The organism is Geothrix sp. SG200, assembly GCF_022808935.1.
GTDB classification, from domain to species: Bacteria; Acidobacteriota; Holophagae; order Holophagales; family Holophagaceae; genus Geothrix; species Geothrix alkalitolerans.
This window is the reverse complement of sequence record NZ_JAKZFR010000008.1, coordinates 123,123-136,875: the sequence shown is the minus strand read 5'-3', so window position 1 is coordinate 136,875 and position 13,753 is coordinate 123,123. Positions and strand designations below refer to the sequence as shown.

At 68.7% G+C, this 13,753-nt stretch carries 11 protein-coding genes and 1 tRNA gene; 1 reads left to right on the top strand and 11 read right to left on the bottom strand.

The genetic code is table 11. From position 1 onward, the window contains the following. Nucleotides 1-4 precede the first annotated feature (4 nt). The 11 genes from ML539_RS14975 to ML539_RS14925 form a co-directional block, all read right to left on the bottom strand. On the bottom strand, nucleotides 5-1,645 hold the full coding sequence (locus ML539_RS14975; RefSeq protein WP_243325200.1) for a methyl-accepting chemotaxis protein: 1,641 nt from the start codon (nucleotides 1,643-1,645) through the stop codon (nucleotides 5-7). 81 nt (nucleotides 1,646-1,726) lie between these two features. Beyond that, a complete protein-coding gene (locus ML539_RS14970; RefSeq protein WP_243325198.1) occupies nucleotides 1,727-3,352 on the bottom strand; it encodes a chemotaxis protein CheA in 1,626 nt (541 codons plus the stop codon). A gap of 8 nt (nucleotides 3,353-3,360) precedes the next feature. Continuing rightward, complete coding sequence (locus ML539_RS14965) at nucleotides 3,361-3,861, bottom strand: chemotaxis protein CheD (protein ID WP_243325195.1); 501 nt, start codon at nucleotides 3,859-3,861, stop codon at nucleotides 3,361-3,363. Nucleotides 3,862-3,896: 35 nt separating this feature from the next. Then, a complete protein-coding gene (locus ML539_RS14960; protein WP_243325193.1) occupies nucleotides 3,897-4,655 on the bottom strand; it encodes a hypothetical protein in 759 nt (252 codons plus the stop codon). Between the two features lie 53 nt (nucleotides 4,656-4,708). Next, entirely contained in the window at nucleotides 4,709-5,083 is a 375-nt protein-coding gene (locus tag ML539_RS14955) for a response regulator (protein ID WP_243288580.1), read from the bottom strand. Nucleotides 5,084-5,331: 248 nt separating this feature from the next. Further along, nucleotides 5,332-7,296 carry a hypothetical protein gene (locus ML539_RS14950; protein WP_243325191.1) on the bottom strand — a complete coding sequence of 655 codons (1,965 nt, stop codon included), beginning with the start codon at nucleotides 7,294-7,296 and terminating at the stop codon, nucleotides 5,332-5,334. 57 nt (nucleotides 7,297-7,353) lie between these two features. Further along, the gene (locus ML539_RS14945; RefSeq protein ID WP_243325188.1) at nucleotides 7,354-8,337 is read right to left on the bottom strand and encodes a phosphotransferase; all 984 of its coding nucleotides are present in this window, start codon (nucleotides 8,335-8,337) and stop codon (nucleotides 7,354-7,356) included. A gap of 4 nt (nucleotides 8,338-8,341) precedes the next feature. Then, nucleotides 8,342-9,187: an NTP transferase domain-containing protein gene (locus ML539_RS14940; RefSeq protein WP_243325186.1), complete on the bottom strand. Its 846-nt coding sequence runs from the start codon at nucleotides 9,185-9,187 to the stop codon at nucleotides 8,342-8,344. Next, nucleotides 9,180-10,502 carry a hemolysin family protein gene (locus tag ML539_RS14935; RefSeq protein WP_243325184.1) on the bottom strand — a complete coding sequence of 441 codons (1,323 nt, stop codon included), beginning with the start codon at nucleotides 10,500-10,502 and terminating at the stop codon, nucleotides 9,180-9,182. The genes ML539_RS14940 and ML539_RS14935 overlap by 8 nt, the downstream gene beginning before the upstream one ends. An 8-nt stretch (nucleotides 10,503-10,510) precedes the next feature. Continuing rightward, a complete protein-coding gene (locus ML539_RS14930) occupies nucleotides 10,511-11,797 on the bottom strand; it encodes a response regulator (RefSeq protein ID WP_243325182.1) in 1,287 nt (428 codons plus the stop codon). 92 nt (nucleotides 11,798-11,889) lie between these two features. Next, nucleotides 11,890-13,383, bottom strand: a complete 1,494-nt coding sequence (locus ML539_RS14925; protein ID WP_243325180.1) for a Do family serine endopeptidase — start codon at nucleotides 13,381-13,383, stop codon at nucleotides 11,890-11,892. A gap of 121 nt (nucleotides 13,384-13,504) precedes the next feature. Between ML539_RS14925 and ML539_RS14920 the strand changes: the two genes are divergently transcribed. Further along, nucleotides 13,505-13,581, top strand: a tRNA-His gene (locus ML539_RS14920). Nucleotides 13,582-13,753 lie beyond the last annotated feature (172 nt).

Sequence of the window (13,753 nt, the reverse complement as noted above, 5' to 3'; positions counted from 1 at the left end):
TCCCTCAGAACCGCTTGAAGTGCTGGTCTTGGCCGAGGCCGACCGCGGGCTTCATGGCCCTGCCCGCCAGCGGGGCGGGTTCCGGACGCATGAAGGGGACGGCGGGGGCATGCCGTGCAACCGCCTCGTCCCCCGTCACCTTGAAGAAGGCCACCAGCTGCTGGAGGGCCTCCGCCTGGGAGGCGAGCTCCTCCGCCGTGGAGGAGAGCTCCTCCGCCGCCGAGGCGTTCCGCTGGGTGACCTGGTCCACCTGGGTCATGGCCTTGTTCATCTGCTTCACGCCGCTGGCCTGCTCGCGCGATGTGGCCGCGACCTCCTGGACCAGCTCGGCGGTCTTGCGGATGGCGGGGACGAGCTCCTTGAGCTGCTCGCCCGACTTTATGGCCACCCCCACGCTGCCACCAGCCACTTCGTTGATCTCCTTGGCCGCGCCCTGGCTCCGCTCCGCCAGCTTGCGGACCTCGGTGGCCACCACGGCGAAGCCCCGGCCGTGCTCGCCGGCCCGCGCCGCCTCGATGGCCGCGTTCAGGGCCAGCAGGTTGGTCTGGTAGGCGATCTCCTCGATGATCGAGATGCGCTCGGCGATCATCTTCATGGCCTCGACGGTCTTTTCCACACTCTGGCCGCTCTCGTCCGCGTCCCGGGCGCTCTGCATGGCCATCTGCTCGGTCTGGCGGCTGTTGTCGGCGTTCTGCTCGATGGAGCTGCTCAGCTCCTCCAGGCTGGCGGTGGTCTCCTCCACGGAAGAGGCCTGCTCGCTGGTCCCCTGGGAGAGCCCCTGCGAGGTGGAGGACACCTGCTGGGCCGCCGAGGCCAGCGCGTTGGCGCCCGTCCTCACCTCCCCGATGGTCTGGGACAGGTTCTCCACCATGCGGTTGAACGCGGCGCCCATCTCGGCCAGCTCGTCCTTGCCCGACACATCGACCTTGTCCCTCAGGTCGCCGTCGGCCATCTTCCGCATGCCCTCGGCCACCCGGAGCAGGGGCACGGAGATGCCCCGGGAGATCCGCCACGCCACCACCAGCGCCGCGACCACCGAGGCGATCGTGACCACCATGACCATCCGGAGCACGGTCTGGGAGAAGCCCTGCATCTGCTGGGCCTTCGCGGTCATCTCCTTCTCGTGCCTGACCATGGCCTTTTCCGCGGTGGCCTCGAGGCGATGGACGGCGTCCTTGAAGGGATCCTCCGCCTTGTTCAGCTCCTGCGAGGTCTTGAACAGGCCCATGTCGATCTGGGGGAGGACTCGTTCGAACTCCGTGCTGTAGGTGCCGAGGTCCAGGCGGATCGCCCGGACGGCATCCTTGTCCTCGCTGGTCTCGAGCCGCTTCTCGATCTGATCGAGGTTCTCGACCAGGGAGGCGTGGGTCTCCTTCCACTTCCGGACATAGCCCTCCCGCTTGGCCGCGTCCTCGAAGTTGAGGAACACATCCTTCTCGTAGCGGCGGAGGTTGAGGGTATCGGTGCCGATGTTCGTGAAGGCCTCGGCGAGGACGTACTCGTGGCTCAGGATGTTGTTGGCTTCCCGGCTGAGCTGGTCGACGGCGTTGTTGCCCACCAGGGCCACGGCCACGAGGAGGGCGGCGATGATCCCGAACGCCAGGAACAGCTTCGTCCTGATCTTCAGGTCTCGGATCGAGAACATGGGGACTCCTTTCTACTTAACAAACGGATGAAACGGTCAGGGTCTGAAGCGGAAATGGGGGGACTTCCGGCCGGAGCCGGCTCAGGGCGCCTCGCCGCGGGCTGCGGTGCGGGCCACCGCCTCGCGCAGGAGGGCCGGGACGTCGAGGATCATGGCGACCCGGCCGCTGCCCAGTATGGTGGAGCCCGAGATGCCGATGGTCTGCTTGAACAGGTTGCCCAGCGGCTTGATCACCGCCTGGCACTCGCCCTGGAGGTCGTCCACGGCGATCCCCGCGCGGCCCTCGCCATGGTGGACCACGACGATCTTCCGGCGGCCCTCGCCGCCCGTCCCGAAGCGGAAGAGCTCCTGGAGGCCCAGGTAGGGCAGCGGTTCGCCCCTCAGGCTGAGCACGCCGGAACCTTCCACCTCGCTGCGCTGCTCGGCGGGGAGGTCGACGCATTCGACCACCGCATCCAGCGGGATGACGTAGGACTCATCCCCGGCGGTGACCCCGAACCCCTCGATGATGGCGAGCGTCAGCGGGAACCGGAGCGTGAACGTGGTGCCCTGGCCCGGAAGGCTCTTCACCGAGATGGTCCCCCGCAGCCGCTCCACGGCGCGCCGCACGATGTCCATGCCGATGCCCCGGCCGGAGAGGTCCGTCACCCGGGTGGCCGTGGAGAACCCAGGCTCGAAGATCAGGGCCTGGAGGTCGGCGTCGCTGAGCCGGTCGACGTCTTCCACGCCGCCCCACTTCCGGGCCTGCGCCAACAGCTTCTCCCGCGCCATCCCGCCGCCGTCGTCGGCGACTTCGATGATCACGAAAGCCGACTCGTGCCGGGCCCTCAGGTTCACGTGCCCGCAGGGGGACTTGCCCGCGGCGCGCCGTTCCACCCCGTTCTCGATGCCGTGGTCGATGGCGTTCCTGAGGAGGTGGATGAGGGGCTCCCGCAGCTGCTCGACCACAGCGTTGTCCACTTCCACATCGCTTCCCTCGATGGCGAGGTCGATCTCCTTGCCCGTGTGCAGAGCCAGGTCCCTGACCGCCCGCGTGTACCCCTGGAAGAGGGTGCCGACCGGCACGAGCCGGGCCTGCATCACATGCTCCTGGAGCTCGATGAAGAGGCGGTCCATGTCACGGTGGGCGTCCTGGATGGCGGAAGCCCTGGCGCCGGCGAGCGTGGCGATCTGGGTGTCCAGGCGGCCGCGGCTGATGGCCAGCTCCCCGACCAGGTCCAGCATCCGGTCCAGCTTGGCCACCTTCACCCGGAGGGTCTTGGCCGTGTCGCGGGCCCGGGATCGCCGCTCGGCTCCGGCCTGGGGCTCCTGCTGCGGCGTTCCGCCCCCCTGCGAAGCGCCTTCCAGTTCGTTCAGGAGTTCCCGGATGCCGGCCGGCATCAGGCTCGGATCCTCGGCTCCCGCCAGGGCCCGAAGGGCGTCCACCGAGCGCAGGAGAATGGTGGCCAGGGCGGGCGTGAAGGGCTGCACCCCCCCGGAGATCTTCTCCAGCAGGCTCTCCAGCCCATGGGCGAATTCCGTCATGGCGGTGTAGCCCACCATGGAGGCGTCCCCCTTGATGGTGTGCGCGATCCGGAAGATGGTCTTGGCCAGGGCCTTGTCCCCGGGCTGACGCTCCAACTCGATCAGAGCCCCCTCGAACTCGTTCAGGTGTTCGCCGGTCTCGGCGAAGAACGTCGCACGGATGGCATTGAGATCGATGTCCATGCGGCCTCCTAGAGCGTCCTCACCAACACCGCGCCATCCAGGGTCTGGAAGTGGATCTTCCGGCCGCGGGCGCCCTCCACGTCCTCGCTCACCACGCGAATGCCGTGGGCAGCGAGCCGTTCCCGGGCCACCTGCACGTTCTTGAGCCCGAGGTGGTTGGCGCCGGGGGCCGCCGATCCCAGCACGCAGGCCCCGCCGAAGAGTTTGGCCTGGAGGCGCCCGAGGGACCCGCCCGCCCGGGCCGCGGCGCTGATCAGCAGGTCCGTGGCCGAGTCGCCGTAGCGCGCGGAATCGGGCTCTCCCGCTGGATGATGGGCGAGCAGGAAGTGGTTCATGCCTCCGACCCGCGAGACGGGGTCCCAGAGGCAGACCGCCACGCAGGAACCCAGGATCGTGGTCATGGTGCAGGGCACGAGGGACACGTGCAGGTGCCCGGGATGCAGGTAGACCGATACACCACCGCTGGCGGCATCAGCCGGGATCCAGCCAGGGGCGGGCAAGTGGGGCATGGGTCTCCTTGGTGCGGTCAAGCGCCGGCGGGTGGCTACTTCCCGCCCTTCACGAATTCCTGAAGCTTCAGCCGGTAGAGGGCCATGGCTGCGTTCGCGGCCAGCAGGTCGAAGAGTTCCCGGTCGAGGGGCTCGAGCCCGGACTTCTGGGGCAGCAGGCGGTACATGGCGACGGCGCCCACCGTTTCGTCCCCGACGCTCATCACGATGCTGGCCGAGGGCCTGGAGACGTCCAGTTCGTCCATGCTGAGGACCGCCGGATCCGTCACGTGCATCTTCCGGGACTTCAGGTGGCCGGCCAGAACCCCGTCGGGACGGGTCATGCTGGCCAGGAAGTCATCGGGCAGCCCCATGGAATCGCAGACCTGCCATCCGCCGCCACCGTTCGGCTCGAGCAGCGCGAACTCCTCGCAGCCCACCAGGTTGATGACGATCTCCCGGATGGCGTCCACGAGCTCCGCCCGGTCCAGGGCGCTGTTGAGCCGGTAGCTCGCCACGTAGAGGTTCGCCAGGTTGGTGTTCTGCTGCTCGATGGCCAGCTGCTGCTCGGTGGACTTCTGGTTCGCGTTCACCTGGGCGGTCAGCCGCTCCCGCAGGGCACTCAGCTCACTCATCTGCTGGTTGGCGCCGGCCTCCAGCTCCTCGACCCGCTTCTGGAGCGCCACCCGCTCGCATTCGAGGGTGGCGACGAGCTCCCTCAGCCCCTCGTTGTCCTCGCGGAGGCGGCGCTCGTACTCGCGCGTCTCCTCCAGAACGCGGCGGACGTAGGATTCTTGATTGGGTTCGTTGGCCACGGAAGGCTCCAGCTATCGGCTGCGGTTGTTCGGGACCGGGAAGACACCAGGCGTCAGGAACCGATGAGGTTGTTGATCTTGCTCAGCAGCTCGGATCCGTTGATCGGCTTGGTGACATAGTCGTTGCAGCCGACCGTGTAGCCGGTCTCGATGTTCACGCCCTCGCCGCGGGTGGTCACCATGATCACGGGGATGTCCTTGATCTCCTCATGGGCGCGGATCTCCCGCAGGGCGTCGAAGCCGTCCATGCGCGGCATCATCACGTCCATGAGGATCAGGTCGGGCCGCTCCTTCAGCGCCGTCTCGAACCCGGCCTCCCCGTCCCGCGCGATCAGGATGTCGAAGGGGCTGTTCTTGAGGATCATCTGCTCGACCATGAGCACCGTGCTGGAGTCGTCGACGAGCAGGATTTTTTTCCTTTGGGTCATGGGGGCCCTCAACACGAGAAGGACCGGGGCGTCAGCGCGTCCCGGTGCTGTTCGAAAACCGGCATCTACTACAGCCGGGATTGCAAATCGGCGGCCAATCCCGGCCCATACATATATCAACACATATAATGGAGTTTATACATTAAGGGTCGGTGAATCCGGAATCCCGGCCTTAGATCAGAATCTGTCCATGGCGGTCAATGATTGACCGGTCAGGAAGCCTGGCCCTATCGCTCCCGAGGGGGCATTCAGCCCATCGCCGCTTCCAGGCGTGTGACCAGGCGCTCCAGGTGGGAGCTGAGGGCGTCGATGGGATCCGGCGTCTCCCGCCGGCCCCGCTCCGAGCGCACCCAGCGTCGCAGCAGGGACAGGGTCTGGGGGTCGCGGACGCCCAGCTTCTTGGTGGACTGGATGAGGATCTTGGTCAGCCGCGTCCGGCCCGGGCCCGCTCCCTGGGATTCCTGCAGCTGCTGGCTGAGCCGGAAGGCCTCCTTCGCCACCATGAGGTCATGGCTGATGAGGGGCATCCGGGCGTTGATCCGGCCCAGGAACTCCTCCAGGTAGCCGAACAGCTCCTCCACCAGCTCGGTCCCGCTCACCAGGGCGAACTCCAGGTCGCTCTGGGCGTCCAGGATGCGGCCGAAGGCCGCGGTCAGCCGGTCCATCTCCGAGCGGTCCCGGGCCCGGATGAGGAAGAACTCCGGGCTCCGGCGAAAGGCGTTCACGTGGTTGTGGGCCTGGAAGAGGGTGAGCGAAAGCCGCAGGTAGTCCTTCTCGCGGACCTGGGTCCGGAGCCTGGGCAGGAGCCGGGCGAGCTGCTCCCACAAGCGGTAGAGGCGCTGGCGCAGCTGGTCGCCCTCGTCCTTCAGCGTGGGGGAATTCGGGAACATGCTCTGCCGCAGTTCCGCCGAGAAGGTCCTCACCAGATCGGCCATCAGCTGCCGCTGGTGGTTGATGAGCCCGCTCTTCAGGTGGTCCAGGGTGAGCGCGAGGTGGTCGGCGTCCGCCTGGGCCAGGGCCTCGTGCAGCAGCTCGTGGATGCTGGTCAGGTCCTGGCTCAGGGTGAACACCGCCTGCTGGAGGAAGGCCGACAGCAGCAGGGTCTCTTCCGTCCCCTTCGGGAGGCCCTCTAGGATCTTGCTCCGGCCAAGCTGATCTCCGAGCCGCGCCAGCTCCCGTTCCACGACGAAATAGATGGGCACCGCCGCGTAGCGCTCCTGCTCCGTCATGTTCCCCGCGGGGGGGATCGGGTCCACGAGGCCCAGGATGGTCAGATGGGAGGCCAGGCTGTGGGCGAGCACACGGAAGGCCTTGGGCTGGGAACCCCGCACCCCCTTGAGGGTGGCCCGGACCTCCTGGGTCAGCATGGATTCCAGGCGCCCGCTGTCATAGCGGGGCAGCGACCAGCCAAGGTGGTTCCAGAGCCAGGTGAGGCTGCCGCGGATCTGCTCCAGGGCCCCCCAGTTGATCCCCTGGTCCAGGGGCCACAGGAGGATCAGGCGGAGGGTGTCGAGCACATGCTGGACCAGCAGCAGGGGCTCGACCCGCGAGAGGGTCTCCCGGGGCACGAAGGTCTCCAGGAGGTCCACCAGCCGGTGGATGGCCTCGATGGGCCGGCCCTCCGCACCCTGGAGGGCCCGGTTGAGGGCCTTCATGCGGCTGTTGAGCTGGGATACCCGCTCCTCACCCCGGGGCCCATCCACGAGGACCACCAGCAGCTCCTTGAAGCTGTCCCGGCGCTCCTGCAGGAAGGCGGCCCAGTCGTCCAGGAGCTGGTAGGGATCCTCCGGCCCGAAGGAGGTGGCCATGGTCCGGAGGGAGGCGACCAGGTCGAGGAGGTAGACCACCCAGCCCGGTTCCTTGTGGGTCTGGAGGACCTCGAGGTGGGCCTCCTGGGCCAGGGCCTTCAGCTCGTTCAGGGCATGGGACAGGACCAGCCCCATGGCCACGCGATCCTTCCCCTGCTTCGGGCCGGAGAGCTGGTTGAGGAAGACCAGGAACAGGCCCAGGGAGCGCTGGAGCTTCGCCTGCTGGGGCGCTGCCAGCGCGGGCGCCGCCTGGCTGGGCCCCGAGTCGAGCAGGGGGCCCAGCTCCCCTTCGGTGAACTGGAGGATCTCCTTCAGCAGCTGGAGATCCTGCTGGGAGAGCGCCTTGCCCCTGACCAGTTTCCGGGCCTGCATCAGGGGGTTGGACTCGCGCTCCACGGAGGACATGGCCAAGAGCATAACCCGCTTCACCAGCCTCCCAGCGCGCCGGCGGCGGCTTGTGACCTAACCTTTCAGCAGCCGGTCCTCGGCCAGGCGCAGCATGTGTTCGGCGGCCAGGACGCCATCCTGGTGGTTCATGCGCTGGAAGTGGCCGCGCAGGTGGCGCAGCGTGCGCGGGATGGCCGGGGCGAAGTGGCACTTGTGGCGGTGCACGAGCTGGTGGCCGAAGGTGCCCAGGGCCTTGAGGTTCCGCTGGAGGGCACTGAGGTTCAGCTCCTCCAGAAGGGCCTCGTGGTTCCAGCCCAGCTCGGTCTGGAGGGGCCCCACCAGGGCGCGTCCGGCCTCCCGGGACCAGTCCCAGTAGCCGTCGTAGAGGATGCTGGCCAGGTCGTAGGTGGCGGCGCCCCGGCGGGCGTCCTGGAAGTCGATGACCACCAGCCGGTCCCCGTGGACCATGAGGTTGCGCACGTGGAAGTCGCGGTGGGCGAAGAAGTGGGCCCGGGTCTCCAGGCTGGCGTGGGCCTCCTCCATCATGCGGTCCAGCCAGCGGGGGGGATCCTTCTGGAGGAAGTCGCGGAAGAAGTTGACCCGGCAGTACTCCCACTCGAAGGCGAACTTGGCCTGATCGAAGGAGCGCCCCATGAAGAAGGCATGGGCCGGCGCCCCCAGGGTGAGGGGGCCCGCCAGGGTGGCCAGCAGCCAGCCCGCCTGCTCGGCCCAGCGCAGCTCCTCCTCGGGATGCTCCATCAGGCGGCGCTCCAGGGAGGTGTCGCCCAGGTCCTCCACCAGCAGGCAGCGGTCCCCATCGTCGCACTGGAGGATGGTGGGCACCCGCAGCACCGGATCCAGGTAGGCCTGCAGGGCCCGGAACTCGAAGTAGCTGTCGTCGGGCTTGTCGGGGGTGTCCAGGGGATGCAGCACCACCAGCGCCGTGCCCAGCTGGGGATGGGCCACGCGCGTGTACTGCCGCGCGCCCGCGTCCCCCGCCAAGGAGTGCGGATCCGACAGGTTCCAGCGCGCCAGGGCGCGGGCGAGACGAGGGTCCATCCCTTCAGGGTAATCCCAGCCGCACCTGGTTGCCGCCCTCCTCGAACCAGAGGGCGTCCGCATCGGTGATGGAGGAGGGCGGGGCAGCGCCGGGACCCAGGATGCACCGGGCGAGCCGGCCTTCGGCCTGGGTGGAGACCCGGGCGGTGGCATGGAGGTAGCAGCCGGGGAGGCGGCCCTCCTGGGCGGGCGCCAGGTCCGCTGCGGCCTCGATGAGGGCGCCGGGAGTCCCCACCTCCCGCCAGGGGAAGGGCTCCGCCACCACCCCCTGGTGGAAAGCCAGGCGAGGGCGCAGGTCGTTCATCTCGCTGGGGCCCTCGGGCAGGAGGTCCAGCGCCTCCGGCGACCAGGCGGCGGCCCCCGTGAAGTGGTAGGGACCCCAGGGGCCGGTCACGCCCTTCGGCAATACCCGGCCCTCGTGGTCCATCCATACGGGGTTCCAGTCGCCGCCGGGATGGGGTACCAGCAGCCAGCTGAGGGTGGCCCTGGCTTCGCGATGCCGGGTCCGCAAGAGGTCGAAAGGCACCTCATCAGCCCAGATGTCGGCGTTCCACACCAGCAGCTCGGCCGCCACGCGCCCCAGGGCATGGCGCAGGCCGCCGGCGCTGCCCAGCAGCTCTGGCTCGTCGCAGACTTCGATCCCGTCGGCCACGGCGCGCAGGCGTTCCGGGTGCAGGTGCGCGTTGCAGGCGATCCGGGCGACCCCGGATCGGCGCAAGGCCTCGGCCCCCCATTGCAGGAGCGCCCTCCCCCGCAGGGTCCAAGCCGGCTTGGGCAGGCAGGCGCTCAGGGGCCCCATGCGCGTGCCCAGGCCCGCGGCCAGGAGGAACCCATCAAGGGGCTCAAGCATCAGTGTCTTCCGTGGCGCCGGACTCCGCCGGCAGGGGCTTCAGGAGGAACTGGCCGGGAGCCAGGCCGCGCATGGACAGCACGCGGATGCGCCAGCCCTCGAGCCGCAGCTCGTCGCCCGGACGCAGCACCCGGCCCAGGCGTTCCTGGAAGTAGCCGCCCAGGCTCACGGAGCCCGCCTCGGCCTGGAGGTCCAGCCCCAGGTGATCCACCAGCTGCTCCAGCATGACGTCGCCCTGGGCCAGCCAGGCCCCGCCCCGGGTCTTCCGAAGCTGGATCGCCTCGCGGTCGAACTCGTCCTGGATCTCGCCCACCAGCTCCTCCAGCACGTCCTCCAGCGTCACCAGGCCGTCCACGCCGCCGTGCTCGTTCACCACCAGGGCCAGGTGCTGCTTGCGCTGCTGGAACTCCAGCAGCAGACCCTGGATGGGCTTCATCTCCGGCACGAAGAAGGCAGGCCGCGCCAGGGCCCGCAGATCCACGGGCGCCGGCCCATCCTGCATGGCCCAGAGCAGCTCCTTGAGGTGCACGACCCCCACCACCCGATCCAGGTCGCCCTCCACCAGCGGGATGCGGGTGTGGACGGTGGTGCGGGCCAGGGCCAGGTTGGCCTCCAGGTCCTGGTGGAGGTCGAAGGACACGACCTGCGCCCGGGGCACGGCAATCTCCTTCACGGTGCGGCGACTGAAGTCGAAGAGGTTCTCGATGAGCTCCTTGCGGTCGAGGTCCAGGCGGCCTTCCGCCTGGCTGCGCTCGAGCATGCGCCGGAACTCGGCCTCGGAAGGCACCAGATCCTCCGCGCTGGATTCGGGATGGAGGCCCACGGCCCGCAGCACCAGATGGCTCAGGCGGATGAGGACCCAGGTCAGGGGACGCACCAGGCGCGACCAGGCCAGCAGGGGGGCGGCGGTGCGGAGGGCCCAGGGCAGGGCGGCGCGGATGGCCAGGCTTCGGGGCACCAGCTCCGCCAGCACCACGTCCAGGGTGGTCATCACCAGCAGGGCGAAACCGGAACTCACGGGCGCCACCAGTGCGGGCCAGGGCAGGTGGCCGAACAAGGCCCGGAAGAGGTGGCTGAACAGTTCCTCCCCGACGGCGCCCAGGGCCAAAGCGCAAAGCACGATGCCAGCCTGGATCGAGGACAGATGGTGGCCCAGCGCGCGATGGACCTCCAGCGCGGAGGCGGCGCGGGAGTCGGTGTCCGCCAGGGCCTCCAGCTGGGTGGGGCGCACGCGCACGGCCGCGAACTCCGCCATCACGAAAAACGCGCTGAGCAGGAGGAGGGCGACGCAGACGAGGGCTGCGAGGAGGGACATCGGGATCCTCAGCCCTTGGCGAGGTCGGATCCCCGCCGCAGGTGATCCTGGACCTCCCGGAGGAGGTTATCCAGGTTCCGGAGGCGGTCCCGGTGCTCGGAGAGCTGCCCATAGGCAGCCTGCTTCTCGCGTTCGAGCACCGCGTGGGCCTCCCGCTGTTCCGCCAGCTCCTGCTTCAGGCGGGCCAGTTCCGTCTCCTTCTGGTCCATCCCGTTCATCAGCTCCAACCGCTCGCCATCGTGCTGGACGAGGGCCTCGTCGAGCTGCTGACGCAGCGCTGCCACCTGGGACGTGAGCCGGAGGGCCTCCTTCTCGCGCTGCTGGAGCGTCTCCTGGCTGGACTGCAGCTCCTGCTCCCGCTCCTGGGCGCCGGCGACGCTGGCGGCGAGCTTGGCCTCCGCCTGCTTCAGCCGGGCCTTGAGATCAGCCTGTTCCCGTTCCTGGACCTGCATGGCGGACTTCAGCGCTGCCAGGTCCTTCTCGAGCCGGTCCGAAACCGCCCGGGCATCCTCGGCCTCCTGCCGGGCCGCGGCGAGATCGCGATCCCTGGCCGCGATTTCATCGAGGTTCAGGGTGGCGGCCCCGATGCGCTCGTGGAGATAATCCTCGGCCTCCCGGAGCTGCTGGTCCCTCACCCGCAGCTCCTCCCGGAGGGCGACGACCTGCTCCTCCAGCAGATGGGCGCGGGTGGTGTCCGGCGGCCGCGTGGACCGGCCTTGTTTCGCGGCGGCGGGGACGGGAGGGGTCGGCGGCGGTTCGGGGCTGGGCGTCGACACAGACGTCGGTGCCGGGGTTGGCGCATTGGTTGGTGCCGGGGCTGGTGCCGGGGCGGGCGGGGCCATCGCGCCCCGCAGGTTGTCCAGCCAGTCGTCACCCCCCTCCACGTCCGCCAGGTCGCCCAGGGGATTATCCGGATCCACCGCGCGGGCGGGCACCAGGGGCGAGAGGGCCGCCACCAGGGCGCTGGGGGCGATGGGCTTTCGCAGATAGAGGTCCGCCCGGCCCTTGAGGCTCTGGTGCCTGCGGTACTCCTCTTCCGTGGCCTTGGCGCTGATGAGGGCGATCTTCAGCGCGGCCAGGGCCGGCTGCCTCCGGAGGGTCGAGCAGAGCGCGTAGCCCTTGTTGTCCGCCACCTCGACGCAGATGAGCGCGGCCGCGTAGTCGCCCCGCTCCAGGCGCTCCACCACGCCGTCCGGCGAGCTGGCCACCTCCAGATCGAAGGCCGCCTCCAGGCTGACCTTGTGCTCCTTGAGGAAGCTCCGGTCGCTGTCCACAAGAAGGAGGCGCAGGCCCATGATTGATCCTTACCCTGGTTGAACCTTCGAGTTTACCCTGAACGGCCGGAGCCCCGGGGGGACCGGGGCTCCGGATCGGGTCATGGCCAGGTTCAGCGGGGCGGAATGGCCAGGGTGATCTTCTGGGCCCCGTTGGGGCTCTGGATGAAGAGCAGCAGGGTCTTGCCGCCGGCCTTCTTCACCTGGGCGTTGAACTCGGCCAGGTTGTTCACGGGCTGCCGGCCCACCTCGGTAATGACCAGGCCGGGGGCCAGGCCGCGCTCGGCCGCCGGGGAACGGGGGTCCACGGAGGTCACCACCACGCCCTTGAGCCGTCGCTTCACGTCGAGGGGCTCGACCGTGAACCCGTAGAGCTTCTCCAGGTTCACGCCCTTCACCTCACCCTGGGCGCCCTGGCCGCCTTCCTCGTCGGATTCCTCGCCGGAATCGCGTCGGCGCTGCTCTTCCAGGGCCTTCCGATCCCCCAGCGTGGCGGTCAGGGTGAGGGTCTTGCCGTCACGCCAGATGCTGAGCTTCACGGAATCGCCCGCCCGGCGGCTGGAGATCGCGCTCACCAGCTCGTCCTGGCTGCGCACGGGCTGGCCGTCCACCGCGGTGATGACATCCAGGCGCTGAACGCCCGCCTTGTCCGCCGCCTGGCCCTTCTCCACGGTGCTCACCACCACGCCTTCCTTGGCGCCCAGGGCGTCCTGGTAGGCCTGGTCCAGATCCTGCGGCCCCACGCCAAGGTAGCCCCGGCTCACCGGCTTGCCGCTGCGGAGGTCCTTGATGATGCGGTTCACCTGGCTGATGGGCACGGCGAAGCCGATGTTCTGGCCCGCGGGGTTGATGGCGGTGTTGATGCCGATGACCTCGCCCTTGAGATTCAGCAGGGGCCCGCCGGAGTTGCCGCGGTTGATGGCGGCGTCGGTCTGGAGGAAGGAGCTGACGCCGGTGTCGAGCTTGCGGCCCTTGGCGCTGATGATGCCCTGGGTGACGGTGTGCTCGAGGCCGAAGGGGTTGCCGATGGCCACCACCCACTCGCCGATCTTGAGGGAATCCGATTCGCCCAGCTTGGCGAAGGGCAGGTGGGCCGCGTCGATCTTGATGAGGGCGATGTCCAGCTCCTTGTCCTTGCCCAGGACCGTGGCCTTGTAGCTCTTCCCGTCGCTGGTCTTCACCTCCAGGGAATTGTCCGCGGCGCCGCCCATGCTGGCGATGACGTGGTAGTTGGTGAGGATCTCGCCCTGGGGGCTGATGATCACGCCTGAGCCGCCGGAAACGGCACGCTGTTCGTCCTCGCCGCCCCGCGGGGACCGCCGCTGCTGCGGCCCGCCGGGGCCGAAGAAGAAGTCGAAGAAGTCATCGCCCCCGATCTGGGGGTGCTGGAAGCGCTGATTCTTCACGAAACTGGTGTTGGTGATGGCCACCACGGTGGGGTTCAGCTTCTCGGCCACCTCCGCGATGGGCGGGAGGCGATCCGCACCCCGCGCTTCCACCGTCACCGGCTTTTCCTCCTGCGCCTGGGCCTGCCAACCGTAGCTGAGGCCCATCCCCAGGGCCATGCAGCCGGCCGCGAACGCGGACAACCCCAGGACCTGCTTCATCTGACGATTCATAGACTCCTCGCTTTGCCGAATTCCGGCCTGCTTCTTTCGATGACCGCACTCCCCCGAAGGTTCCCGCTGGCCATCCGGGACCGCCCCGGATAATCTGAATGGTCCGACGGCGGCTGTAGCTCAGTTGGTTAGAGTACTGGATTGTGATTCCAGGTGTCGTGGGTTCGAGTCCCATCAGCCGCCCCAGATCGAAAGCCCCGTGGATGCTGCATCTCCGGGGCTTTTTCGCGTCCGGGACCACCAGTGCAACTGGGTGCAGTTCGGTGCTCCCGGGTGCTCGTAAGTCCTTTGTTTGGCCCCCGAGACCCACCCGTTGTGGTGTATTTGTGGGGCGGTTCCGGGCAGCGCACCACCCGGG